At 67.7% G+C, this 25,502-nt stretch carries 24 protein-coding genes; 17 read left to right on the plus strand and 7 right to left on the minus strand.

Going from position 1 to position 25,502, the window contains the following annotated elements; genetic code table 11:
* Positions 1-37 precede the first annotated feature (37 nt).
* From AC5ZH6_RS25540 to AC5ZH6_RS25550, 3 genes are read right to left on the minus strand one after another with little or no spacing between them, the layout of a single operon-like run.
* Entirely contained in the window at positions 38-667 is a 630-nt protein-coding gene (locus tag AC5ZH6_RS25540; RefSeq protein ID WP_006371616.1) for a LutC/YkgG family protein, read from the minus strand.
* A complete protein-coding gene (locus AC5ZH6_RS25545) occupies positions 664-2,214 on the minus strand; it encodes a LutB/LldF family L-lactate oxidation iron-sulfur protein (RefSeq protein ID WP_288337589.1) in 1,551 nt (516 codons plus the stop codon). The genes AC5ZH6_RS25540 and AC5ZH6_RS25545 overlap by 4 nt, the downstream gene beginning before the upstream one ends.
* Positions 2,211-2,951, minus strand: coding sequence for a (Fe-S)-binding protein (locus tag AC5ZH6_RS25550; RefSeq protein WP_288337588.1), 741 nt, complete (start codon positions 2,949-2,951; stop codon positions 2,211-2,213). Before AC5ZH6_RS25550 ends, AC5ZH6_RS25545 begins: the two co-directional genes overlap by 4 nt.
* A gap of 204 nt (positions 2,952-3,155) precedes the next feature.
* On the opposite strand from AC5ZH6_RS25550, the gene AC5ZH6_RS25555 reads away from it, so the two are divergent.
* The 3 genes from AC5ZH6_RS25555 (at position 3,156) to AC5ZH6_RS25565 (ending at position 6,717) form a co-directional block, all read left to right on the plus strand.
* Complete coding sequence (locus AC5ZH6_RS25555) at positions 3,156-3,926, plus strand: FadR/GntR family transcriptional regulator (RefSeq protein WP_288337587.1); 771 nt, start codon at positions 3,156-3,158, stop codon at positions 3,924-3,926.
* A gap of 83 nt (positions 3,927-4,009) precedes the next feature.
* A complete protein-coding gene (locus AC5ZH6_RS25560) occupies positions 4,010-4,648 on the plus strand; it encodes a TetR/AcrR family transcriptional regulator (RefSeq protein WP_014361831.1) in 639 nt (212 codons plus the stop codon).
* Positions 4,645-6,717, plus strand: a complete 2,073-nt coding sequence (locus AC5ZH6_RS25565) for a neutral/alkaline ceramidase (protein ID WP_496167977.1) — start codon at positions 4,645-4,647, stop codon at positions 6,715-6,717. Before AC5ZH6_RS25560 ends, AC5ZH6_RS25565 begins: the two co-directional genes overlap by 4 nt.
* A 7-nt stretch (positions 6,718-6,724) precedes the next feature.
* Here the strand turns inward: AC5ZH6_RS25565 and AC5ZH6_RS25570 are convergent, their stop codons facing one another.
* From AC5ZH6_RS25570 to AC5ZH6_RS25580, 3 genes are all read right to left on the minus strand, one after another.
* The gene (locus tag AC5ZH6_RS25570) at positions 6,725-8,323 is read right to left on the minus strand and encodes an MFS transporter (protein ID WP_043456810.1); all 1,599 of its coding nucleotides are present in this window, start codon (positions 8,321-8,323) and stop codon (positions 6,725-6,727) included.
* 80 nt (positions 8,324-8,403) lie between these two features.
* Positions 8,404-9,186, minus strand: coding sequence for an enoyl-CoA hydratase (locus AC5ZH6_RS25575; RefSeq protein WP_006371623.1), 783 nt, complete (start codon positions 9,184-9,186; stop codon positions 8,404-8,406).
* Positions 9,187-9,286: 100 nt separating this feature from the next.
* Positions 9,287-10,393 (minus strand): enoyl-CoA hydratase/isomerase family protein, encoded by a 1,107-nt coding sequence (locus AC5ZH6_RS25580; RefSeq protein ID WP_006371624.1) that lies wholly within the window; start codon positions 10,391-10,393, stop codon positions 9,287-9,289.
* A gap of 338 nt (positions 10,394-10,731) precedes the next feature.
* Here AC5ZH6_RS25580 and AC5ZH6_RS25585 point away from each other — a divergent pair, with 338 nt between their 5' ends.
* The 9 genes from AC5ZH6_RS25585 (at position 10,732) to AC5ZH6_RS25625 (ending at position 19,370) form a co-directional block, all read left to right on the plus strand.
* Positions 10,732-11,256 (plus strand): MSMEG_0572/Sll0783 family nitrogen starvation response protein, encoded by a 525-nt coding sequence (locus AC5ZH6_RS25585; RefSeq protein ID WP_006371625.1) that lies wholly within the window; start codon positions 10,732-10,734, stop codon positions 11,254-11,256.
* 34 nt (positions 11,257-11,290) lie between these two features.
* Positions 11,291-12,181: a carbon-nitrogen hydrolase family protein gene (locus AC5ZH6_RS25590; protein WP_006371626.1), complete on the plus strand. Its 891-nt coding sequence runs from the start codon at positions 11,291-11,293 to the stop codon at positions 12,179-12,181.
* The gene (locus AC5ZH6_RS25595; RefSeq protein ID WP_006371627.1) at positions 12,174-12,470 is read left to right on the plus strand and encodes an MSMEG_0570 family nitrogen starvation response protein; all 297 of its coding nucleotides are present in this window, start codon (positions 12,174-12,176) and stop codon (positions 12,468-12,470) included. Before AC5ZH6_RS25590 ends, AC5ZH6_RS25595 begins: the two co-directional genes overlap by 8 nt.
* Before the next feature lie 24 nt (positions 12,471-12,494).
* Positions 12,495-13,781 carry an MSMEG_0569 family flavin-dependent oxidoreductase gene (locus AC5ZH6_RS25600; RefSeq protein WP_006371628.1) on the plus strand — a complete coding sequence of 429 codons (1,287 nt, stop codon included), beginning with the start codon at positions 12,495-12,497 and terminating at the stop codon, positions 13,779-13,781.
* 36 nt (positions 13,782-13,817) lie between these two features.
* The gene (locus AC5ZH6_RS25605; protein ID WP_006371629.1) at positions 13,818-14,873 is read left to right on the plus strand and encodes an MSMEG_0568 family radical SAM protein; all 1,056 of its coding nucleotides are present in this window, start codon (positions 13,818-13,820) and stop codon (positions 14,871-14,873) included.
* A gap of 4 nt (positions 14,874-14,877) precedes the next feature.
* The gene (locus AC5ZH6_RS25610) at positions 14,878-16,335 is read left to right on the plus strand and encodes an MSMEG_0567/sll0787 family protein (protein ID WP_006371630.1); all 1,458 of its coding nucleotides are present in this window, start codon (positions 14,878-14,880) and stop codon (positions 16,333-16,335) included.
* Between the two features lie 43 nt (positions 16,336-16,378).
* Positions 16,379-17,230 carry a carbon-nitrogen hydrolase family protein gene (locus tag AC5ZH6_RS25615; protein WP_006371631.1) on the plus strand — a complete coding sequence of 284 codons (852 nt, stop codon included), beginning with the start codon at positions 16,379-16,381 and terminating at the stop codon, positions 17,228-17,230.
* 8 nt (positions 17,231-17,238) lie between these two features.
* Positions 17,239-18,333 carry an MSMEG_0565 family glycosyltransferase gene (locus AC5ZH6_RS25620; protein ID WP_006371632.1) on the plus strand — a complete coding sequence of 365 codons (1,095 nt, stop codon included), beginning with the start codon at positions 17,239-17,241 and terminating at the stop codon, positions 18,331-18,333.
* Positions 18,334-18,668: 335 nt separating this feature from the next.
* On the plus strand, positions 18,669-19,370 hold the full coding sequence (locus AC5ZH6_RS25625) for a glycoside hydrolase family 25 protein (RefSeq protein WP_006371633.1): 702 nt from the start codon (positions 18,669-18,671) through the stop codon (positions 19,368-19,370).
* Positions 19,371-19,413: 43 nt separating this feature from the next.
* Here AC5ZH6_RS25625 and AC5ZH6_RS25630 read toward each other — a convergent pair whose 3' ends face one another.
* Positions 19,414-20,298 (minus strand): LysR family transcriptional regulator, encoded by an 885-nt coding sequence (locus AC5ZH6_RS25630; RefSeq protein WP_006371634.1) that lies wholly within the window; start codon positions 20,296-20,298, stop codon positions 19,414-19,416.
* 76 nt (positions 20,299-20,374) lie between these two features.
* On the opposite strand from AC5ZH6_RS25630, the gene AC5ZH6_RS25635 reads away from it, so the two are divergent.
* The 5 genes from AC5ZH6_RS25635 (at position 20,375) to AC5ZH6_RS25655 (ending at position 25,494) form a co-directional block, all read left to right on the plus strand.
* Positions 20,375-20,782, plus strand: a complete 408-nt coding sequence (locus tag AC5ZH6_RS25635) for an SRPBCC family protein (RefSeq protein WP_006371635.1) — start codon at positions 20,375-20,377, stop codon at positions 20,780-20,782.
* Positions 20,783-20,790: 8 nt separating this feature from the next.
* The gene (locus AC5ZH6_RS25640) at positions 20,791-21,813 is read left to right on the plus strand and encodes an LLM class flavin-dependent oxidoreductase (RefSeq protein ID WP_006371636.1); all 1,023 of its coding nucleotides are present in this window, start codon (positions 20,791-20,793) and stop codon (positions 21,811-21,813) included.
* Between the two features lie 93 nt (positions 21,814-21,906).
* Positions 21,907-23,541, plus strand: a complete 1,635-nt coding sequence (locus AC5ZH6_RS25645; RefSeq protein ID WP_006371637.1) for an aldehyde dehydrogenase (NADP(+)) — start codon at positions 21,907-21,909, stop codon at positions 23,539-23,541.
* A gap of 38 nt (positions 23,542-23,579) precedes the next feature.
* The gene (locus AC5ZH6_RS25650; protein ID WP_006371638.1) at positions 23,580-24,515 is read left to right on the plus strand and encodes a 5-dehydro-4-deoxyglucarate dehydratase; all 936 of its coding nucleotides are present in this window, start codon (positions 23,580-23,582) and stop codon (positions 24,513-24,515) included.
* 85 nt (positions 24,516-24,600) lie between these two features.
* On the plus strand, positions 24,601-25,494 hold the full coding sequence (locus AC5ZH6_RS25655; protein WP_006371639.1) for a LysR family transcriptional regulator: 894 nt from the start codon (positions 24,601-24,603) through the stop codon (positions 25,492-25,494).
* Positions 25,495-25,502 lie beyond the last annotated feature (8 nt).

Below are 25,502 nucleotides of genomic sequence, written 5' to 3' on the forward strand. Positions count from 1 at the left end.
TCGCGGCCCACGGCGGGACAATCCGCCCACCCCGCTCTCAGCCCACGATCACCACGTGCAAGGTGCGCGGACCGTGCACGCCTTCAACACGGTCGAGTTCGATGTCGCTGGTGGCACTGGGCCCGCTGATCCAGGTTTGCGGGCGTGCGGCAGCACCGTCGGCGATCAGCCGAGCGACGGCCTCGGGGACGTCGCTGACGATCTGTGCGGCGTCGACGATGCAGAGGTGGACGTCGGGCACCAGCGACAACGCACGCCGACCCTGCCCGGCGCCGTGGTCCAACACGATGGTGCCGGTGTTGGCGATCCCGACGGCGGCCGTGGTCACCACCGCACCGACCCGGTCGAGCTGCGTCGGGGAGAGTGTCTCGTCATCGATCCAGTTCTCCTCGACGCCCAGTAGCGAGCGCAACGCCGGGTCGGCGAGCACCGGCCCGTCGACGTCGGCCAGCGCCGCAGAGATCCGTTGTGCCAGGTCGTGTTCTCCGACGCGTTCGACGACGGCACGGTAGTCGGCCACGCGCTCGGCGAATCGTTCGACGGTGTCGAGATCACCGGTCGGCACCGCTTGTCCGTAGTCCCAGTCGATGTCGCTTTCACGTGTGGCGTCGTCGACGTCGGAGATCGCGGCTCGCACACGGGTCAGGATCTCCTCGCGGGCGCTCATCGGTCCTCCTCCCCGGCCGCACGGTTCCCGCGTTCGCGTTTCCACCAGTCGCGGAACGATTCCGCGGGCGGCACCGGGACGTCACGGGCCGAGCTCCACGCCGACAACGGCCACGGCAGGGCACCGATCGTCGTCCGCTTGCCGAAGAACCGGTGACTGGTGGTGGCCGCCTTCTGCGCTGCCTTGAGCCGCCGATGGTCGGCGAACATCCACGCGCCGGCCTTCATCGCGGCCGCCTCACCGCTCGGCAGACCACCGCGCTTCTCATCGACGACACGAGTTCGTAAGTGCACCAATATGTCCGGGATGTTGATACGCACGGGACACACATCGAAGCACGCCCCGCACAAACTCGACGCGAACGGCAGCGACTTGTCGACCGCCGACGACGTACCCCGTAGCTGCGGTGTGAGGATCGCGCCGATCGGCCCGGGATAGACCGAGCCGTAGGCGTGTCCGCCGGCGCGCTCGTATACCGGACACACATTCAGGCAGGCCGAACATCGGATGCAGCGCAACGCATCTCGGCCGACCTCGTCGGCGAGCACGTCGGTGCGATGGTTGTCCAACAAGACGATGTGCACGTTCCGCGGTCCGTCACCGGGGGTGACGCCGGTCCAGATCGAGGTGTACGGGTTCTCGCGCTCCCCGGTACTCGACCGCGGCAAGACCTGCAGAAACACCTCGAGGTCAGACCAGGTGGGCAGGATCTTCTCGATCCCGACCACCGAGATCAGCGTTTCCGGCAGGGTCAGGCACATGCGGCCGTTGCCCTCGGATTCGACGACGACGAGACTGCCGGTGTCGGCGACCGCGAAGTTCGCGCCGCTGATGCCGACCTTGGCGCGTAAGAACTTCTCGCGCAGGTGAAGTCGTGCGGCCTCGGCGAGCCGCTTGGGATCGTCGGTGAGATCGTCGGGTGCCGGGCGGCCGACCTCTTTCATCCGTCGCCGGAAGATCTCGCGGACCTCGCTGCGATTGCGGTGGATGGCCGGCACGAGGATGTGACTGGGCCAGTCGTCGCCGAGTTGGACGATGAGTTCGGCGAGATCGGTTTCCCAGGCGTTGATCCCCGCCCCTTGCAGGGCTTCATTGAGTTCGATCTCCTGGGTGGCCATCGATTTGACCTTGACCACCTCGTCGGCTCCGGTCTGACGAACCAGGTCGACGACGATCCGGTTGGCCTCCCGCGCATCCCGGGCCCAGTGCACCACCGCCCCCGCGGCACTCGCCTTCTCCTCGAACTCGATCAGATAGCGGTCGAGGTTGCGCAGGGTACGGTTCTTGATCTGTTCGGCAGCGACGCGCAACTGCTCCCAGTTGTCGAGTTCGCCGACCACCCCGGCGCGCTTCGTGCGGATGATCCCGGTGGCGTGGGCGAGATTTCGACGTTGGGTGGTGTTGGCCAGCTCGGTCCTGGCGGCCTCGGGGAACTTCGGCATTCCGACGAAGGTCGAGGTGACCCCGACGTGCGGATGGCCGGAGCCCAACGCCAGTGACGGTGCCATCGTGGGCATCTCGTGCACCGGGTCGCGAGAGGTGGTCATGCCGGCTCCTTCTCGGTGGAGGCGAGGATCTCGGCGAGGTGCATCATCCGCACCCCGGCGCGTTCCCGGTTGAGTAGTCCGCCGATGTGGGCGAGGCAGGAATTGTCCCCCGCCACCAGCACTTCGGCGTCGGTCTCCTTGACATGTGCGGACTTGTCGGAACCCATCGCCACCGAGGTGTCGGGGTTCTTCATCGCGAAGGTGCCACCGAATCCGCAACATTGGTCGGCGGCAGGCAGTTCCACGAGGTCGATGCCTTTGACCGCCCGGAGCAGTTGCAGCGGTTTGTCGCCGACGCGCAGCATGCGCAGCGAATGACAGGTGGGGTGATAGGTGACCCGGTGCGGGAAGTACGCGCCGACGTCGGTGACACCGAGGACGTCGACGAGGAATTCGCTGAGTTCGTACACCTTCGGTGTGTAGGCAGCCACCGCGTCCTGCAACCCGTGGTCGCCCGAGCGAGCCGCCAGCCCCGGATGCTGGTGGCGCACAGAGCCGATGCAGGAGGCCGAGGGGGCGACGACCGCGTCGTACTCACCGAAAACCTGGGCGAACTGTCGCACACCGGGGATCGCCTCGTCGGCATAGCCGGTGTTGGTGAACATCTGGCCGCAGCAGGTCTGCTCGACGGGGAACTCGACCTCGACGCCGAGTCGCTCGAGGAGCAGCACGGTCGCCCGGGGCGTACCGGGCCACATCGTGTCGTTGAAGCAGGTGGCGAACAGGGCGACCCTCATCACGGGTGCCCCGACGGTGCGATCGATGGCCGGGAGAGCTGATCGGGGATGCGCATACGGACTCCGCGGGAGATGGCTGGGCTGTGAGCTGGAAAGACCTGTGGTCTGACCACACGATTCACGGTAAGGTGATCCCGTCGCGCCTGTCAACAGAGCGACCCGGATCGACGCGGGGCCACCGACTCCGCACGGAAGGTGGTTCCCATGACGATCGGCCGGTCATCTGCGACGGCGTCCGCGCCCAGCCCGAACTGGCAACCGGTGGCGCGTACCCGCACCTACGAGATGGTGATCGACGCGATCGAGGAGCAAATCCTCTCCGGAGCATTGGGTGTCGGCGATCCGCTACCACCCGAGCGCGATCTCGCCGCGCGCCTGCAGGTCAGCCGGCCCGCGGTCCGCGAGGCGTTGCGCGTCCTCGAGGCCCAGGGCGTGCTCCGATCGGCGGTCGGCAGCGGTTCCGGCGCCGGCACCTTCGTCGCCGCGATGCCCGCCGAGGCCCTGACCCACTTTCTGCGCCTGCACATCGCGCTGTCGAACTTCGCGTTCGCCGACGTCGTCGACGCGCGGGTGACCCTGGAGTGCTCGAGTGTGGAATTGGCCGCGCGGGCACACGATCCCGCGCGCCTTGCGCCGGTCCACGAGGCGATGGCCGCGATGGAGGCCGCCGTCGACGATCGAGCCGCCTTCAACGACGCCGATATCGCCTTTCACACCGCCATCGCCGAGGCCGGTGGCAATCGGCTCGTCACCGCCATGACGGTCGCCATCCGCAACGCCCAGCGTCGCGCGATCCTCGCCGCCTTCACCGACGTCGAGGGCTGGTCCGCCCTCCGCGCGGAATTGATGACCGAGCATCGCGAGATCCTCGACGCCATCACCGCAGGCGACGCCGGTCGCGCGTCCCGACTTGCCGCCCGCCACATCCGCAACGCCTATGACAGTCTGCCCACCCTGCACGACCACACGATCTGACGAATTCCTTCGATCCGCGCGACAGATCACCACCCGTGATGCATAGTTGACCGAACGATCAACTGATCCAGGGGGGATTCTCGATGCGCCGAATGACGTTCGACGAGCGACGTGCGGAGCTGATCGACGCCGCAATCCGGGTCATCGCGCGCGACGGACTCGCCGCGGCGACCACGCGGGCGATCGTCGGCGAGGCCGGCATGCCGCAGGGCGCACTGTTCTACATCTTCTCCTCACGCGAGGCACTGATCAGCGCCGTGATCGAGGAGATCACCAGCGCCGAACGGCTCGGCGCGCTGCTCAGCGTGGAACTCACCGACCCCGGTACCGGACTCACCGACGTGCTGACCGCGGCGATGGACGCCTATCTGCGCCTCCTGGAGAGCGATCCGAGGCGAGAGATCGCCTTGCTGGAGGTCGCCACTCACGCGATGCGCCACGATCCGGAAGCCGGGCGTCGCCAGTGGGAGGTCTATCGGTCGGCGGTTGCCGACGCCCTGCGCTTCATCGCCGACACGATGTCACTGCGGTGGACGATGCCGACCGACGAACTCGCCCACATCGTCACCTCGTCGCTCGACGGGCTGACGCTGTCGTGGCTGACCGATCATGACAGCGAAGCCGCGCGGCGCCATATCGCCGTGTTGGCCACCACTTTTGCCGCAATGGCGGCACCCGCCGACGATGCGGGCAGGACCGGTTCGGAGGGGCGACAACGATGACGGACACCGCGAGAGCAGCCGGGGTCAGCCGGCGAGGGTTACTGGCCGGAGCGGCGGTCGGGGCCACAGCACTCGGCTTGGCCGGTGTCGCCGGTACCCCCGGTCCAGCACAGGCGGCACCATCGGGCGGCTATCTCGTCGGCGCCGGACGCGGTGACATCACCGGAGCCATTGCCGGACAAGGCATGATGGGCTACTCCGATCTCTCGCAGGTGGCCACCGGCCTCCTGCAACGCGTGTGGGCGCGTGCCTACATCATCGCCGACGCCGCCACCGGTACCCGGATCGTCTTCGTCAACGCCGATCTCGCGTGCATCTTCGAATCCCACCGCGTCGGTGTGATGAAGGCGCTGGCACAACGCTTCGGCAACGCCTACACCAACGAGAACGTCAACATCAACGCCACGCACAATCACAACTCGTGCGGCGGTACCGCCTGGGATTATGCGTATGTCCTTGCCGCACTCGGGCATCGGGAGAACTCGTATCGCGCCGAGGTCGACGGAATCGTCGAGGCCATCGTCGCCGCGCACAACAGTCTCGCTCCGGGAACTCTCGAGCTCGGCCACAGCGAGCTGCACGACGCAAGTGCCAACCGGTCCGTGCAGGCGTTCGTCCGCAATCCGGCAGCCGACCAGAAGCACTTCCCCGAACACATCGACCCGCAGGTCACCGCGTTGCGACTGCGCCAGGGCGGCACCGTGATCGGCGAGATCACCTGGTTCGCCACGCACGGCACCTCGCTCACCGACGCCAACACCCTGATCTCCAGTGACAACAAGGGCTACGCCTCCTATCTGGCCGAGAGCGCGAATCCCGGCGTGGTGGCGGCATTCCCGCAGACCAACGCCGGCGACATGACACCGAACCTGTGGCTGCGCAAGATGCACCCCGGCGGACCCACCGCCGACCACCGCACCAACCGGCTGATGATCGGCGACCGCCAATATCGCGCCGCGCAACGTGCTTTCGCCGCAGCACGGCCGTTGACCGGCGCCATCAGCTACGCTTATCGCTTCCTCGATCTCTCCGACATCCGGATCGACGGCCACTACACCCCGGACGGCAAACCCACCCGCACCACCCCGGCGATCATGGGTGCGGCCGCCGCGGCCACCAGCACCGAGGACAACACGCGGAGCCAGCTGAGTTTTCTCCAGGAGGGTGTGACGCTGCCGTTCGCGCAGGCCCTCGGCGTCGACACCAGCGTGACGCCGCCGGACTGGGCGGTCGCGATCCAGGCACCGAAGTTCGACCTGTTCCCACTCGGCTACCTTCCCCCGCGACCCTGGATACAGCAGGTGCTGCCGATCCAGCTGATCCGGATCGGTGACCTCGTCCTGGCTTGCGGGCCTGCCGAATTCACCATCGTCGCCGGGTTGCGCATCCGACGCATCGTCGCCGACGCGCTGCACGTGCCACTGGAGAACGTGCTGATGCAGGGCTACGCCAACGGCTACAGCCAGTACGTGACGACGCCGGAGGAGTTCCTGTCGCAACAGTACGAGGGCGGCGAGACACTGTTCGGGCGCTACACGTTGTGCGCCTACATGCAGGAGTTCGACCGGTTGGCCCGCACGATGGCCGCGGGAAGACGCAGCGACCTCGGACCGACACCCGCCGACACCAGCGGGCTGCAACCGAATCTCCTCGCGCCGGTCCCCGCCGACACCCCGGTCCGCGACACCACCTTCGGCGCGGTCGTCGCCTCGCCGAGAACCACCTACGTTGCCGGACAATCGGTCTCGGTGTCGTTCTCCGGAGCACATCCGAGCAATCGTGTGCGACGTGTGCCCGCCGACGGGTCCCGGCCCACCGACGGCTACTACGTGATCGAGCGTTTCGACGGGGGACGCTGGATCACCGCGGAGGACGACACCGAGGCGGCGAGCGAACTCGAGTGGAAGCGCCCCGACGGTCAGGATTCGGCATCGATTGTGACCATCACGTGGCGAATCCCGCAGGGCGCAGCCGGTCGTCATCGCATCCGGTATTTCGGTGACGTCAAGTCGACGACCGGTCGTCTGCGCCCGATCGTCGGCGTCAGCCCGTCGTTCGAGGTGACCTGAGCACCGCTCAGGTGTCGTCGGAGGCCGATACCCCGCGTTCGGAGGCGTAGCGGCGCATCGCTTCTCGTTCCTTGGCCGCCTTCGGGTAGCACACGGCCACCAGCAGGGCCCCGCATCCCACGATGACGATGGCCGCCGCGTTTGCCCGGGCGTCGCCGTGCACGAAGGCCTCGCGTGCGGCGGTGATGATCTCGTCCGAGTACTGCGGATAGCGTTGTGCCAGATCCGCTGCGCTGGCAAAGGATTTGGTGAGCACCGCCTGGGTCTCGCTGCTGACGTGGTCGGCGTCGGGTGAGGCGGAGATCGCCGCCGTCAAGGTCTTGGCGTATCCGGCGGTGAGGATCGCCCCGAGTACCGACTGCATGATCGCGCCGCCGAGATCGCGCTGTAGATCCGAGGTGCTCGACGCCATTCCGGCGCGTGAGACCGGCACCGAGCCGGTCAACGAATGCGACGCCGGGGTTCCGGCGAATCCGACGCCCGCACCGATCAGCACGTAGGTACCGATCACCGACCAGATGGGCGCGGTGTCGTGCCACATGATCAGTGCCAGTGCCAGGCCGAGAATGATGAACAGATACCCGATGAGCAGGGTGTATCGAGATCCGATGGACTCCACGAGTTTCGCCGACTGCGGGGCGACCACCACCATCGCCGCGGCGGCGGGCAAGGCCATCGCACCCGAGGCGAGAGTGGAGTAGCCGAGCACGTTCTGCAGATACTGCTGACCGACGAACATCGCGCCCATCAGGGTGCCGAAGATGACGATGCCGCCGACCGCCGCCACCCAGAACGTCGGCCGAGATGCGATCCGGAAGTCGTAGAGCGGCACCCTGATCCGAAGCTGGCGCCACACGAACACGACGATCGAGACCACCGCGATCGCCGCGAGTACCCACACCGCGGTCCGCATGTTGCTCAGCGGGGCGAAGTTGATCGCCAGCACGGTGGAACCCACCAGCACGATCGATAGGACGCCGCCGAGGTTGTCGACGGCGACGGCGGTGTCACCGCCGTCGGCGGGCACCAGGAACCACGCGCCGGCCAGTGCGAGCACTGCAAGGGGCAACGTCACCAAAAAGACCGATTGCCAAGCGAATTGCTCCAGCAACGCCCCCGACACGACAGGGCCGGTCGCCGAGATCGCCGCGCCGATCGCCGACCACGCCGCGATCGCGCCGGTGCGGCGGGCACCGGTCCACAGGGCCGTGATGATCGCCAGGGTCGTCGGATAAGCCAGACCGGCCGAGATCCCGCCGAGGACACGTGCGGCGAACAAGACGTTCGGGCCCACCGCGAAACCGGCGATCAGCGACGCCGGCAACGTCAACAGCATGCCGGCGATGAGCAGCCGCCGTCGGCCGAAACGGTCGCCCAGTACACCGAAGTACAGCACCGACGCCGCCAGTCCCAGCGAGTAGCCGACGGCGATCAGATTCAGTTGCGTCGAACTGGCGTCGAGGGCCTTGCCGATATCGGGTAGTGCGACGTTGGCCACGGACAGATTGATGTTGGCGACACCGGCCACCAGGATCAGCGCCCCGAGTACCAGGGCCGCCCGTGGCGGACTCGTCTCCTTGTCGGCGTCGATGGCATCGGTCGTCATCACGCGTCGAGCCTACGACGGAGGTGCCCGTTTCACGGCGTATCGCCGCACTCGTCACCCCGGTCGGGTGACGCCATGGGTCACCGGTGGGTGAACCGCGGCTCCCGCTTCTCGACGAACGCGGCCATCCCCTCGGTCTGGTCATCGGTGGCGAATGTCGAATAGAACAGCGCGCGTTCGGCGCGAACACCTTCGGTGAGGCTCGATTCGAAGGCTCGGTTCACCGCGTCCTTGGCCAGCGCGGTCGCGATCGCCGACTTCGACGCGATGGTCGCCGCGACCTCGAGTGCGGTGTCGAGCGCTTCCTCGGTGGGCACCACCCGCGACACCAGACCCATCCGTTCGGCCTCGTCGACCTTCATCTGCCGGCCCGTCAGCACCATGTCCATCGCCTTGGCCTTGCCCACCGCGCGGGTCAGGCGCTGCGATCCGCCGATGCCGGGGATGACACCGAGGTTGATCTCGGGCTGCCCGAAGACGGCGTTCTCGCCGGCGATGATCGTGTCGCACAGCATCGCCAGCTCGCACCCGCCGCCCAGCGCATACCCGGTCACGGCGGCGATGATGGGGGTTCGGCTGCGCGACAGCTCATCCCACGCACCGATGAACGATTCGCCGACCACCTCGGCGTAGGTCTTCGACGACATCTCCTTGATGTCGGCGCCGGCGGCGAACGCCTTCTGCGATCCGGTCAGCACGATCGCCCCGATACCCGCGTCGGCGTCGAACTCCTTGACCGCGGCGACCACCTCGGTCATCAGTTCGGTGTTGAGCGCGTTGAGCGCCTTGGGACGGTTGAGGGTGATGAGGCCGACGCGGTCGCGGCGCTCGGTCAGGATCGTCTGCGGTTCGGTGGTGCTCATGATGACTCCTTCGTCAATGGCTTCGGTTCGTCAATGGCTTCGGTTCGTCAATGGCTTCGGTTCGTCAATTGCTTCGGCGGCGAGGCGATGATGCGAAAGATCAGGCGTCGGCGGAGGATTCGACCTCGAACGTCAGCTCGACGTCATCGGGCAGCGGCGCGAAGAACGCGTCGATCGCGGCGGCGTCGATCGCGGCGGCAGGCCGCCAGGCGGGGTTGCGGTCCTTGTCGATGACCTGAGCCCGGATGCCCTCGGCGAGGTCGGGAAACAGCAACGAGCGCAACGACACCCGGTATTCGCGGCGCAACGAGTCGGCCAGCGTCGCGTCGTGCTGCGCCTCCCGCAGCGAACGCAGCGCCACCCGCAGGGCCAGTGGGCTTTTCGCGGCGATCCGCTCGGCGGTCTTCGTCGCGAAGTCCGAGCCGACGGCACGGCACCGCGCGATGATCTCGTCGACGTCGTCGGCGGCGAAGGCCTCGGCGATCCACGATCGCTGCTCGAGCAGCCCCGCGGCGGGTGGTTCGATCGAGAACTGGGCGAGCACCTCGGCGGCCGGCCGGTCGGCGAGCGCTGCGACGAGTTCGTCGAGTATCTCGGCGGGCACATAGTGGTCGGCGAGTCCGAGGGCGATCGCCTCGGCGCCGTCGATCGGTGCGGCCGTCAGCGCGAGGTAGGTGCCGAACTGGTCCGGGACGTGCGCGAGCAGATGGGTGCCGCCGACGTCGGGCACGAAGCCGATGCCGACCTCGGGCATCGCGAGTTTGGTGCGGTCGGTGACGACGCGGGTGTTGCCGTGGGCGGAGATCCCGACGCCGCCGCCCATGACGATGCCGTCCATGATCGCGACGTAGGACTTGGGGTAGTGCGCGATGTACTCGTTGAGGAGGTATTCGTCGTGCCAGAAGCGTCCGGACGGGCTCGCCGCGGCGTCGTGGTCGTCGTGGGCGCCGCCATCGGCGTCGACGTTGCTGAGTTCGACGCCGTCGCGGTGGATGGCGACGATGTCGCCGCCGGCGCAGAGGCCTCGCTCACCGGCCCCGGAGATCACCACGGTCTCGATCGCGTCGTCCCTCGCCCACGCGTGCAGCGCGTTGTCCATGGTCAGCGCCATCTCGTGGTCGAGGGCGTTGATCGATTTCGGGCGGTTGAGTACCAGGTGAGCCACCCGCCCCCGGCGTTCCGTGCGGATCGACGCGTCGTCGGCCATCGGTTTCCTTCCCTCACGCTGTCACATGCTCGGCGCTGCTCGCCTGTCTGCAATAGTTGCATATCCTAGTTTCTCCCCGCACACAAGGTCCAGGCGCACGGGTCGGCCTACCATGGGAACAGGCATCGGTGGCGCCCCAAGTCGGCCCACGGCTGTGTTACATGAATCGGCCGATCCCTTATTCCTCCGGTAACCACCACGCAATACCCGAGGTCTGAAATTGGTGGCAGGTGATCGACCGGCCCACGCCGACTCCGATCCCCGTTCACATCCCGGGCAACGTCGCCCACCCCCTCATTCGCCGCGCACATCCACGCGCCGTCTCCACAGGAGAAGCCATGCCCGCATTCGACGAGACCATCACCGAGAACATCGCCGCCTCCCTCGCCGAGATCCCCCATCCGTCACTTCCCAAGGGCTCCAACATCTATGGCGGAACCAAGATCTTCCCCGATTACCAGGCGGAGAACGGCGAATCGTACTTCACCCTCGTCCACGGCATCGCCCACGAGTCATCGGTCTCGTTCGTCGCCGTCCTGCAGGCCACCCGGGCGCTGCGCAAGGGATTCGAGTCGGCCATCTACTTCTACGGGCCGGGCGCCATCAATTGCCTTGCCACCCGCGGCTTCCCGACCACCGGCGATTCGGGCTTCCCCGGCGAACAGAACATCAACGACTCCTTGGCGACCTTCATCTCCGAGGGCGGAACGGTCTTCTGCTGCCGGTTCGGGCTCGCCCTGCATGGCGGTCGCGAAGAGGACCTGATCGAGGGCGTGATCCCGGCACATCCGCTCGACGTGCAGGACGCGCTCATCCACTACGCCCGCAAGGGCGCGATCATCAACTCCACCTACATGGTGTGAGCCGAGTTCCGATGCCCACGACCAGGATCAGCTCATGACGACACTTGCCGCCGTCGCGGCCAACTTCACCCGCGATCTCGAGGACAATTATCGGGTGATCGCCGACCACGTCGAACGGGCCCGAGCAGCGGGAGTCGATTTCCTCGTCTTCCCCGAGGCCGCCATCGGCGGCTACCTCTCCTCGCTGGGCAATCACGGTGACACCGTCGCGACCACCAGTCGCTCACTGCCACCGGCCATTTCGCTCGACGGTCCGGAGATCAAGCGCGTTCAGGCGATCGCGGGCGACATGCTCATTGCGATCGGGTTCTGCGAACTCGCCGAGGACGGGGTCACGCGGTACAACGCCGCAGCCGTTCTCGATGGGGAGCGGATCTACGGCAGCTACCGCAAGGTGCATCAACCGTTGGGCGAGAACATGTCCTACTCGGCGGGCACCGGATACGGGGTCTTCGACACCCCGGTCGGGCGCGTCGGCCTGCAGATCTGCTACGACAAGGCCTTTCCCGAAGCCGCACGCATCATGGCGCTGCAGGGTGCCGAGATCATCGCGAGTCTCTCGGCGTGGCCGGCTGCCCGCACCGCAACGGCGGAGAACCTGCAGGAAGACCGCTGGACCTACCGCTTCAATCTCTTCGATACCGCACGCGCACTGGACAATCAGGTCTTCTGGATCGCCGCCAACCAGTCCGGGACCTTCGGTTCGCTGCGCTACGTCGGCAACGCCAAGATCGTCGATCCCGGTGGCAACGTACTGGATTCCACCCTCCTCGGCAGCGGGATGGCCGTCGCCGAGGTCGACATCGACGCCACCTTCACCGCCATGCGCGCCGGCATGTTCCATCTGCGCGACCGACGGCCCGATGCCTACGGGCTCATCACCGACACCGAGGCAGCCGCGTGGCGGGAACCCGCTCATGCCTGAGATGACCTTCGCGGTGCGCTGGCCGGACGGGCGTGTGCAGGAATGCTATTCACCGTCGCTGGTCGTTCACGACCATCTGAGCAGCGGGCATCACTACACGGTCGCCGAGTTCCGCGCCCGCAGCCTCGTCGCACTCGGTGAGGCGGCCGAACGCGTCCGTGCCAAGTTCGGTTTCGCCTGCACGTCGGCAGCTGCGACGGCCGAGGCGATCACCGTCACCGCAACGGATTTCGCCGACGACGCCGTCGTCGAAGTCCTGAGCATGCACCCGCCGCTCCCCCACCCCTGAATCCCCACATCGTTCGGAGCTCCCATGAGCACTTCCGCCCATCCCCCGCACATCCCCGTCGTCATCGTCGGCGGCGGCCAGGCCGGCCTGTCGGTCAGTTGGTATCTCGGCAACGCACACATCGATCACGTCGTCATCGAGCGCGACACACCGATGCACGCCTGGGCCGATACCCGTTGGGACAACTTCACCCTCGTGACCCCCAACTGGCACTGCCGGCTGCCCGGTTACTCCTACGACGGCGCCGACCCCGACGGGTTCATGACCCGCGACGAGGTGGTCGCCTGGCTCGCGGGCTGGCTGGAGACCTTCGAGCCGCCGCTGCGTACCCACACCACCGTGACGCGCCTGTCCCGGATCGCCGACGACCGATTCGAGCTGACCGTGAGCGGCGACGCCGGCGAGGAGGTACTCACCTGCGATCAGGTGGTCATCGCCACCGGCGGCTATCCACTGCCCGTCGTCCCGGCGTTCGCCTCATCGCTCGATCCCGTTGTCACACAAATTCATTCCGAGCAGTACCGCAACGCCGATCAATTGCCCGAGGGCGCGGTACTCGTTGTCGGGTCCGGTCAGTCCGGCGCACAGATCGCCGAGGATCTCCATCTCGCCGGCCGCGAGGTACATCTCGCGATCGGCAACGCTCCCCGGGTCGCGCGCACCTACCGTGGACGCGACTGCATGACGTGGCTGGCCGAGATGGGCCTCTACGACACCCCGGCGCAGGAGTATCCCGGCGGAAAAGCCGCCCGGGAGAAGACCAACCACTATGTCACCGGTCGCGATGGGGGCCGTGACATCGATCTGCGACGCTTCGCACTCGAGGGCATGCGGTTGTACGGCACCCTCATCGACGGCAAGGACGCGCACCTGCGATTCGCACCGACGCTGACCGCGGCCCTCGACAACGCCGATACGGTGTACAACTCCATCTGCGCCGACATCGACCGCCACATCGCGGCCAACGGCGTCGACGCACCCCCGCCGACCCGATACACGCCGGTGTGGCAACCGGATTCGCAACCCGAGTCCCTCGACCTGGCCGACGCCGGCATCACCTCCATCGTCTGGGCGATCGGCTACCGACCCGACTACCGGTGGATCGAGGCCAGCGCCTTCGACGGGTCGGGCCGTCCGATGCAGACCCGCGGCGTCACCGAGGTACCCGGACTCAGTTTCGTCGGTCTGCCGTGGATGCACACCTGGGGCTCCGGACGATTCCTCGGCATCGACCGCGACGCCCGCCACATCGCGGAAACGATCTGCGAGGGCATCACCCGCTCCCCGCTACGCCTCGCCGCCAGCCAATAACCCCTGCTCCCTCACCCCACCGATCGGAGGACGATCATGAGCGTCTCCACCCGCGTCGACCTCGCACTGCTGGGAATCCGGGGCACGCCGCCGGTCCATCGCACCGGCGGTGCCGGTCCGAGCGATGACGGGCACCTCGTCGTCGACGGACTGCACGCCGCGATCCCCCGGAACGACAACAGCCCCTTCATCTTCGACGGTGATCGCGTACTCCTCGACGGGGACGACGTCGGCGTGCAGATCACGCCGATCGGCCGGCCGAGATTCTACGATCTCGCCACCGCGGACGGCGTGCCGTACGAGCAGATCGCGAGGCTGCACGGTCAGAACGTCCTGGCCACCACCGTCGTTCAGACCTGTATCCGCTACGCCGAGGATCAACGCTGCCGGTTCTGCTCCATCGAGGAGTCGCTGCGAGCCGGTTCCACGACCGCTGTCAAGCGACCCCACGAACTCGCCGAGGTCGCGCGTGCCGCCGTCGACCTCGACGGTGTGACCCAGATGGTGATGACCACCGGGACATCGGCCGGACGTGACCGGGGCGCACGGCATCTCGCACGATGCGTCCGCGCGGTGAAGGATGCCGTCCCCGACCTCCCCATTCAGGTGCAGTGCGAGCCGCCCGCCGATCTCTCGGTTCTGGGCGACCTGCGCGACGCCGGTGCCGATGCGATCGGCATCCACGTCGAGTCCCTCGACGACGAGGTGCGACGCCGGTGGATGCCGGGGAAGTCGACGGTACCGCTCGCCGAGTATCGGGCAGCGTGGGCCGAGGCCGTCCGCGTGTTCGGCCGCAACCAGGTCTCCACCTACCTCCTCGTCGGGTTGGGCGAGGATGCCGACGAAATGATCTCTGGTGCCATGGAACTCGCCGACATGGGGGTCTACCCGTTCATCGTGCCGTTCCGCCCGCAACAGGGCACCCTGGCCGTCGATGTGGATGGGGCCACCGGCCCCGACGCGGCGACGGTGGAGAAGATCAGCCGCGAGGTCGCGTCCCATCTACAGCTGATCGACATGGCCGGCAGCGACCAACGCGCCGGATGCGCTGCCTGCGGTGCGTGCAGTGTGTTGGCGAACGTCGGTGGGTGAGAACATGCTCGATCATCGGAGCCTCCCCCACGCCGCGCCACCAGCTCCCGCTCGGGGCGACCTGTCGATCCTCGCGGGCACCCCGCATCGTCGACAGTCCGGCAACGAGACCGCCCACCTGATCCACGTCGCCGACTCCCGCGCCGAGGTGGACGCCTATCGGGCTCTGCGGCGCGCCGAATTCGTACTCCGTCAAGGACTTTTCGACGGTTCCGATGCCGACGACGTCGACGACGATCCACGCATGGTGGCGTTGATCGCGGTCACCGACGACGGTGCTGTGGTCGGCGGAGTGCGGGTGGCTCCTTGTCTGGACCCCGACATCGGATATTGGGCGGGCAGCCGACTCGTCGTCGACCCCGACCGTCCGATCCGCGGTGTGGGCGCGGCATTGATCCGGGCCGCGTGCGCGTACGTGGAGACCGCGGGCGCCCTACGGTTCGACGCATGCGTCCAGGACCGTTTCGCCGGGTTGTTCACCGGACTCGGCTGGGAGGACTGCGGCGCCGACGTCACCGTGCGCGGCCGGGCCCATCGCCGGATGCGCTGGCCGATCGGTCGCATCCAGCGAGCCGCCGACGCCACCAAAGCACCTCTGGCGCAGATCCTCACGCCGTTCCGGGCCCAGCCGACGGGGTTGGGTCCGGCGGGATTTCGCGGTGACGACGGTGCGCCGGTCCCGGGCACTGATCTGATTGCGGCCTGCGACGCGATCGTTCCGTCCATGGTCGAGCGGGATCCCGAGTGGGCCGGGTGGTGCTCGGTGTTGGTCAACATCAACGACCTTGCCGCGATGGGCGCGGCGCCGATCGGTCTGCTCGACGCGGTCGGCGGCCCGACCCGGGCACACGTCGAACGCGTGATCCGCGGTATCGCCGAGGCCGCTGACGCCTGGGGCACAGCGGTTCTCGGCGGCCATACACAGTTCGGGGTGCCGTCGGTGTTGGCGGTGACCGCGCTGGGCCGTACGGATCGTCCGATCGCCGCGGGCGCCGGCCGCGTCGGCGACGTCGTGTCTTTACTCGCCGACACCACCGGGGAGTGGCGGCCCGGATATCACGGAAGGCAATGGGACAGCACCAGTTCACGCGATCCCGAGGCGCTGCGACAGATGACGGAGTTGCCCGCGCGGCTGCGCCCGCGCGCCGCGAAGGACGTCAGCATGGCCGGGGTGGTCGGCACGTTGGGAATGCTCGCGGAAGCGTCGGGGACCGGTGCCGAACTCGATGTCTCCGCGGTGCCGCGGCCCACCGAAGCCGCGATGGGTGACTGGCTCACCTGTTTTCCGGGGTACGGCATGCTCCTCGCCGACACCCGACCCGCCGACCCCGGGTCGGCCGCACCCGTGGTGTCGGCGGCGTGTGGACGTCTGGTTGCGGGAGCCGGAGTACGGCTGCGCTGGCCGGACGGGGTCAGTACCGTCGCCGTGGCCGGCGGTGTGACCGGGCTCGGGGCGGCGTGAGTTACCCATCAACCGACCACCGCACTCGGTAGGCTGAACGTCCATGACAACCGTGACACTCGGAGCTCTCGCCGCGCACTTCGGCCGCGACGTCGAGCGCGCAGTGTCCAAGGCGCTGGGCATCATCGAGGCCGCCGCACGCGAGGGTGTGGACCTGCTCGTGTTTCCCGACGCTGCACTCGGCGGGTACATCGGTGATCTCCGCGCGCCCGACGTCGACGACCTGCCGCCGACCCTCGACCGGGATGGGCCCGAATTGGCGGCCATCGCTGCGGCCGCGGGAAAGATGGTGGTGTGCATCGGTTATGCCGAGGCAGCCGATGGGGTTCGGTACAACTCGGCGGTCTGTGTCAACGGTGATGGTGTGCTCGGAACACATCGCAAGGTCCACCAGCCCGCCGGCGAGTCCCTCGCGTACACGGCCGGTGATCGGTTCGAGGCGTTCGACACCCCGATCGGCCGGCTCGGCATGCTGATCGACTACGACAAAACCTTTCCGGAATCGGCGCGCACCCTGGCCCTCGACGGGGCGACGACCATCGCCGCGCTCTCGGCCTGGCCGGCCAGCGTCACCGACCGCGCCGCACGGCTACCCGCCGACCGACAGTCGCGCCTGTTCGACCTCTACGACAGTGCCCGCGCCGCGGAGAACCAGGTGTTCGTCGTGTCGTCGAATCTGACCGGCATCACCGGGTCGCTGCGATTCCTCGGCCAGGCCAAGGTCGTCGGCCCCGGCGGTGACATCCTGACGACCACCCGTTCCAAGGGTGGGCTCGCCAAGGTCACCGTCGACGTCGAGCACGAGATCGGCCGGGCTCGCAGGGTTCTGGACCATCTGGCCGAATTGCGTACCGACGCCTACCGATTGCCGAGCAACACCGAGATCCGGAGATGACGAACTCCATGCGCATCGCGCTCCTGACCTATTCGACCAAGCCGCGTGGCGGGGTGGTCCACACCCTCAATCTCGCCGAGGCACTGGTCGATCAGGGCGCCGAGGTGACGGTGTGGTCGTTGGCGCGGGGCGGCGACGAGGGATTCTTCCGAGCCGTGAATCCGTCGGTCGCGTTGCGTCTCATCCCGTTTCCCGATCGTGAGAACGAGTCCATCACCGACCGGATCATGCGGTCGATCACCACGATGCGTGAACAGTTCGACGCCACCGGCACCGACATCGTGCACGCCCAGGACTGCATCAGCGCCAACGCCGTCGGACGTTGCATCCGCACGATTCATCATCTCGACCAATTCACCACCCCGATCCTCGTCGATTGCCACGAGAAGGCCGTCGTCAACCCGTATGCGCGGATCTGCGTGTCACGATCGGTCGCCGAGGAGGTGCGAGCGGGATGGGGACTGCACCCCACGGTGATTCCCAACGGGGTCGACCACGATCGGTTCTCGGTCGCGGCGGGTGCAGACCCGGCGGCAACGGCCGCTCGGCAAGGATGGCGGGATCGGCTGGGCCCCTTCGTGTTGGCGGTCGGTGGCATCGAACCCCGCAAGGGCAGTATCGATCTCGTCGAGGCATTTGCGGTGCTGCGGGCTCGCGTTCCGGGCCTGTCGCTCGTCTTCGCCGGCGGTGAAACGCTTTTCGACTACCGCAACTACCGTGCGGAATTCGATCGGCGAGCACACGATCTCGGGGTCGAGCCCGTCGTCCTCGGGGCGGTCGCCGACGACGTGTTGCCACCGCTGGTCGCCGCGTGTGACGCCTTCGCCTTCCCGTCGACCAAGGAGGGATTCGGGCTGGCCGCCATGGAGGCACTGGCTGCCGGCCGTCCCGTGGTCGCCCGTGATCTGCCGATTCTCCGTGAGGTGTTCGGTGAGACCGTGCGGTATGCCACCGATCCTGCCGACCTCGCCGACCACCTCGCCGCCGCTCTCGCCGATCCCGATTCGCGCGTCGACGCCGGCCGCGTCCTGACCCGATCCCTCACCTGGGATTCCGCCGCGCGGGCACACCTGGACTTCTATCGCGAGCATCCGACCTGGTAGTCCGCCTGGTCCGGAACCAGCACTGCCACAAGCGGTCTCGAGGCTCGGCGCACGCGCCTCACACCTCGACCATCGGGTGGGAAACGCCCTGCCAACCGCCCCCTGGTGGGGAAACACCCCCGCTTCGGCGGCGCCCTAGCCGATGGTCGAGGTGCCGACGAGCGCCAGCGACGAGGCCTCGAGACCCTCCTATCCACCCAACTCGGTCAAAACCCCTGCCGGACTTGACCGTTACGGGAGCATGCGGCCACGAGTGTGTTACAGAAGTGACGAATGAGGTGTAAACCGATACGAGCAGACCTATCCTGGGGCGCATGATGCGCCGTCGTCTTGTCATGTCCGCCACCGTCGCGACGGTGGTGGGTGTCGCCGGCTCACTGACCGTTGCGCCGGCCACCGCGGCCCCGTCGGTCGGGCCGGACGTGTCGAGTTACCAGCATCCGAACGTGTCGCTGATCAACTGGTTCGCGGTGCGCGCCGCCGGCCAGCAGATCGCCATGGTGAAGGCGACCGAATCCCTCAACTATGTCAATCCGTACTTCGTTCCCGACAGCCTCACCATGCGTGCCGCCGGCCTCATCCGCGGCACCTATCATTACGCCGACCCCTCGCAGTCGGCCGCCGCGCAAGCACTTTTCTACGCCGGGGTCGTGCTCGGACAGAACGGAATGCTGGATCTCCCACCGGTTCTCGACCTGGAGAACTCCGGCGGGCTCAATCCGACGGACCTCGCCGCATGGGTGCGCGAGTTCTTCGCCACCCTGGAGTCGCTGACCGGGCGCAAGACGATCCTGTACACCTATCCGAAGTTCTGGGACACCGCGATGGGCAGCACCACCGAGTTCGCCGACCACCCGCTGTGGATCGCGTCCTACAACGGCCAGGCCGCACCGGAGATGCCGCACGGCGGCTGGAGCACCTGGACGTTCTGGCAGTACACGGATTCCGGCCAGCTACCCGGCATTCCGACGCCGGTCGATCTCAACCGATTCAACGGCACGCCATCGCAATTGCAGACGATGGGCAACGCCGCCTGAATGAGTACGACCGGCACACCGGCAGCTGAGCGGGGCGAGCCGTTCAGCGGGCCACGGCGTCGGCAACCGAGCGCAGGTCGTCGACGACCGAGGCGATCGCGGCGCGCGGATGCGGCCGGGTGAATGCCTCGTACACCCGCGCCGCACGAACTCCCTTGAGCTCCAACGCGACCACGTCGGGCTGCCGGGCCGCATGCCGCGGCATCAGGGCGATCCCGTGATCGGCGGCGACGAGCGCCTCGATCGTCGTGAAATCCAGCATCCGCTGGATCACCCGGGGTGCCACGCCGGTGAGCGCCGAGATCGATTGCAGCACATCATCGACCGGGAATCCGCCCTCCACGCTGATCCAGTCGCGGTCGGCGAGTTCGGAGACCGCGACCCGCCGCTGGCCGGCGAGATCCGAGGTGCGCGCCACGATCACATCCAGCGGTTCGCGCATCAGCTCGGTGACCGCGACCCGCGGATCGGTCAGCGCGGGCATCCGCTCGTCACGGTGGGTGACGACGATGTCGAAATCGGCCAAACCCGGTGCGGCCTCCGGATATCCGACATCGAGGTGGAAGGCGTGCACGTCGATTCCCGCCTCGGCGGCCCGCGTCAGCACGTCAGGAAGCAGCAGCGTCGCGCCCGACGGGAACATCGCCAGACGCACCGAGGCGTGACCGGATCGGTACGACGCCATCTCTTCCTGCGCTCGCTCCACCGCGGCGATGACGTCATCGGCGCGCAGCACCAGCGCGTGGCCCGCCCCGGTCAGGCGGATGCGTCGGCCATCCGGTTCGAGCAGCGCCACGCCGGCCTCTTCGGCGAGCACCTTGAGTTGTTGCGAGACCGCCGACGGCGTCATGTGCAGCGCGTCGGCGACCGCGCCGATCGAGCCGCGATCGGCGAACTCGCGCAGCAACCGCAGTCGGCGAACCTCCATGGCGCGATCCTATGACGGTGAGATCCCACGTCAGGGAAGCTCCACGCATGTCGGACCCGGCACGCATGATGGATGAATGCGTAGTCGCCACGTGAGTCACGTCATCGCCGCCTCGCCGGATCAGGTCTACGAGTTCGCGTCGGACCCGGGCAACCTGGCGCTCTGGGCGTCGGGGCTGGCGCAGGCACCGGTCACGCGCCGTGGCGACGACCTCCTCGTCGAATCCCCGATGGGCACCGTCACGGTGCGCTTTGTCCCGCCCAACGACTACGGGGTCATCGACCACGACGTCACCCTTCCGACGGGGTCGACGGTCACCAATCCGGTGCGGGTGCTGGCCCACCCCGACGGCTCGGAAGTGGTCTTCACCCTGCGCCAACTCGACCTCACCGACGAAGAGTTCGACCGTGACGCCGCGACGGTCGCGGCCGATCTTGCACGCCTCGCCGACCTGGTGGAACAAAGCGGACCCAAGTCCGGTTAACTGGTGTCATGAGCAAGAAGATTGGTTTCCTTTCCTTCGGACATTGGTCCCCGTCGGCCGGCTCGCAGACCCGCTCGGCCGCGGACACCCTGCTGCAATCCATCGACCTCGCGGTCGCGGCCGAAGAACTCGGCGCGGACGGCGCCTACTTCCGCGTGCACCACTTCGCACGGCAACTCGGTTCGCCGTTTCCGCTGCTCGCCGCGATCGGCGCGAAAACCGAGACCATCGAGATCGGCACCGGCGTCATCGACATGCGGTACGAGAACCCGATGTACATGGCCGAGGACGCCGGCGCGGCCGATCTGATCTCCGGCGGACGACTCCAGCTCGGCATCAGCCGGGGGTCCCCCGAGCAGGTGATCGAGGGTTACAAGTACTTCGGCTACGTTCCCGCCGACGGCGAGACCGACGCCGACATGGCGCGCTCGCACACCGACGTGTTCCTCCAGGTCATCGATGGTGCGCGCTTCGCCGAGCCGAATCCATCGCCGATGTTCCCCAACCCGCCGGGACCGCTGGGCATCGAACCCCAGTCACCGGGCCTGCGCGATCGCATCTGGTGGGGTGCGGGCACGCGCGCGACAGCCGAGTGGACCGCGGAGAAGGGCATGAACCTGATGTCGTCGACGCTGCTCACCGAGGACACCGGAGTGCCGTTCCACCAACTCCAGGCCGAACAGATCCAGCGGTTCCGCGACGCCTGGAAGCTCGCCGGACACGAGCGTGAGCCACGAGTATCGGTGAGCCGCAGTATCTTCCCATTGGTCAACGACATGGACCGGGCCTACTTCGGCCGGGACCGGCACAGCTCCGACCAGGTCGGTCACATCGATGGCGGTATCGCGCGGTTCGGCAAGTCCTACGCCGAAGAACCCGACAAGCTCATCGAACAGCTCCGGGAGGACGAGGCCATCGCCGCCGCCGACACCCTGCTGCTGACGGTGCCGAATCAACTCGGCGTCGAGTACAACGCGCATGTCATCGAGGCGATCCTGAAGGACGTGGCACCGGCACTCGGATGGCGGTAGCTCCACCGTTCGGCGATGACTGATACCCATTCGGCATTGATCGGTCCCAAAGTGGTCTTGGACATGTATTGATCCGGGTCCTACCGTCGAGACATGGCCCCACAATCCACGATTGCACCCGAGTCCACGCCGACCGAGTCCACGCCGACCGAGTCCACGCTGACCGGCCAGATGATCATCGCGGGCGAACTCGTGACCGGCGGCGGGGCAACGATCAGTGCCATCGACCCGGCCACCGGCGAACACCTCGAGCCCAGCTACCGGTACGGCTCCGCCACCGACGTGACATCGGCCTCGATCGCGGCCGATGCCGCGTTCGACACCTACCGGAGCACCGGCGCCACCGAGCGCGCAGCCTTCCTGGAGCGGATCGCCGAACGACTCGACGCACTCACCGACGACCTCGTCGCCCGTGCCGGCAGCGAAACCGGGCTTCCTGCAGCGCGACTCACCGGCGAGGTCGCTCGAACCAGCGGCCAGCTCCGGTTGTTCGCCGACACCCTGCGCGAGGGCAGCTGGCAGGGCGCGCGGATCGATCCCGCCCTCCCCGGCCGCACGCCCTTGCCGCGAGCCGACATTCGACAGCGCAAGGTCGCACTGGGGCCCGTCGCCGTGTTCGGCGCCAGTAACTTTCCGCTCGCCTTCTCGGTGGCCGGTGGCGACACCGCCTCGGCGCTCGCCGCCGGATGCCCGGTGATCGTCAAGGCCCACGACGCGCACCCGGGCACCTCAGAACTCGTCGGCCGCGCCATCACCGACGCCGCACGCGACACCGGCATGCCGGCCGGGGTGTTCTCGCTGCTCTACGGCGACGGACCCGACCTCGGAATCGCCCTCGTCACCGACCCGCGTGTCCAGGCCGTCGGCTTCACCGGTTCCCGCGGCGCGGGCCTGGCGCTCGTCGCGGCCGCCCAGGGTCGCCCGCGCCCGATTCCGGTGTATGTGGAGATGAGTTCGATCAACCCGGTGTTCCCGCTCCCCGCCGCTCTCGCCACCCGCGCAGCCGATCTCGGCGCCGCATTCGTCGGCTCCCTGACCCTCGGTGCCGGCCAATTCTGCACCAACCCCGGAGTCGTGATCGCCGTCGACGGCCCCGACCTCGACACCTTCATCTCCGCCGCTGCCAGCGCCGTCGCCGCAACCTCTCCGGCCACGATGCTCAGTCCGGGGATCGCGGCCGGCTATCGTGCCGGCGTCGACGACCTCCGACGCGTTGCCACCGTCGAGGCGCGTGGCCTCGACACCGACTCGCCCCACGCGTGCCGTGCCGCGCTGTTCTCCACCGACGCCGACACCTTTCTCTCGTCGGAGTCCTTGCGCCAGGAGGTATTCGGGGCGTCGAGCATCGTGGTCAAGTGCCGCGACACCGCGCAGGTCGCCGAGGTGGCGGCCGGTCTCGACGGCCAGCTCACCGCGACCGTCCACGCCGACGACGCCGACCTCGAGGCGGCGCGCGCCCTGCTGCCGACCCTGGAGCGCACTGCGGGCCGAATCCTGTTCAACGGCTGGCCAACCGGCGTCGAGGTGGGCCACGCCATGGTTCACGGTGGGCCGTTCCCGGCGACGTCGGACGCACGGAGCACCTCGGTCGGCTCACGCGCCATCGAACGCTTCCTGCGGCCGGTCGCCTACCAGGACGTTCCCGCCGCACTGTTGCCCGGCGCGATCGCCGACGGCAACCCGCAGAACATCTGGCGGCGCATTGACGGCGCACTCACCCGCGACTGATTCCACACCGGTTTTCCCTTCACCACAAGGAGATTGACATGCTCGACGGCGTTCTGTTCTTTCCCGTCACCCCTTTCGACGCCGACGGCGAGGTCGACTACGACCGACTCGCCGAGCACGTCGAGCGCGGTGTCGCAGCCGGCCCCGGCGGGGTGTTCATCGCCTGCGGCACCGGCGAATTCCATGCTCTCGGACTCGCCGAGTTCACCCGGATCGTGCGGTGCGCCGTCGACGTCGTCGCCGGTCGGGTACCGGTGTTCGCCGGCACCGGTGGTTCCCTCGTGCAGGCCAAGGAATTCGCCGCCGCCGCGGCAGATCAGGGCGCCGACGGACTGCTGCTGCTGCCGCCGTACCTGGTGACGATGCCGCCGGCCGGACTGGTCGCCTACACCACACAGGTTGCGGCGCAGACGAATCTACCGGTGATCGTCTACAACCGGGCTAACGCCGTCTTCGATGAGCAGGCCGCCGTCGAGGTGGCCGCGCTGCCGACGGTCATCGGCCTCAAGGACGGCACCGGAGACCTCGACACCATGGCACGCATCGTGGGTGCGGTGACCGATTCACTCGTCGGCTCCGGCAAGGAGTTCCTGTTCTTCAACGGATTGCCGACCGCCGAGATCACCCAGCAGGCCTACCGCGCAATCGGCGTGACGCTGTACTCATCGGCGACCTTCGCCTTCGCCCCGGAACTGGCGTTGGCCTTCTACCACTCGCTGGAATCCGGTGACACCGCGCTCACCGACGATCTGCTGCGTACGTTCTTCCATCCGCTCGTCCGTCTGCGCAATCGCGTTCCCGGGTACGCGGTGTCGTTGGTGAAGGCAGGCGTCACGCTCGAGGGCATCCCCGCGGGGTCGGTGCGCGCACCTCTGGTCGATCCGAGCCCGGCTCATCTCGACGAGCTGGCAGCGATCACCGCAGCCGGGCGTGCCGCGCTCGCCGGGGCGATGGCGGCTGAGGTCGGCGCCTGACCCGGCCCGTGCCGATCGACGAACCCGTACCGTGATATCCGAATCGGGTATCACGGTACGGGTTTGTCATGTGGAGAGTGGATCAATGTTCGCGTTGTCGCGCCTGACGGGGTTCATCGCGGTCGCCGAGGAACTGCATTTCGGCCGGGCGGCCGAACGACTGCACATGACCCAGCCGCCGCTGAGCCGCCAGATCCAGCAACTCGAACACGAGCTCGGCGTGCAACTCATCGACCGCACCAGCCGCACCGTCACCCTGACCGCCGCCGGACACGCCTTCCTCCCCGAGGCACGCCGCATCGTCCGGCTCGCCGAGAGCGCCTCCCTGATGGTCAAGCGCATCCCGGCGGGCGACCTGGGCACCGTCATCGTCGGATTCACCGGGGCATCCGCTCATGCCGTCCTGCCACGACTCCTCGACACCGCCCGACGAGTGCTGCCCGACGTCAAGATCGTGCTCCGCGAGATGGTCACCGACGCCCAGATGGAAGCCCTGACCGGCGGCGAACTGGATCTGGGATTGGTCCGTCCGGGCCCGGGCAGGCCCGGTGTCAGCAGCAGGCCACTGCACCACGAACGCCTGATCGCCGCGCTGCCCGACGATCACGACCTCGCCGACGCCGACGAGCTGACCATCGAGGATTTCGACGGGCGTGAAGTGGTGATGTACTCCCCGGTCGACGCCCGCTACTTCCACGAATTGCTCATCAGCACGTTCACCGCGGTCGGTGCGACCCCTCGCCACGTGCAGTACGTGACGCAGATCCACACCATGCTGGTGCTCGTACGTTCAGGGCTCGGCATGGCGCTCGTACCCGAGTCGGCGGCCACGATGCGGCCCGAAGGAGTGGTGTTCCGACCGGTCACCGCCGTCCGCGAGCGGCCGGTTCGGTTACACGCGGCGTGGCGGTCGGACAACACCAACCCGGCGCTGGCGCGGATGCTCGCCGACGTCCTGCCCACGCAGGAATGGGACTAGCCGCGCCA

The organism is Gordonia sp. YC-XJ4, assembly GCF_059511865.1.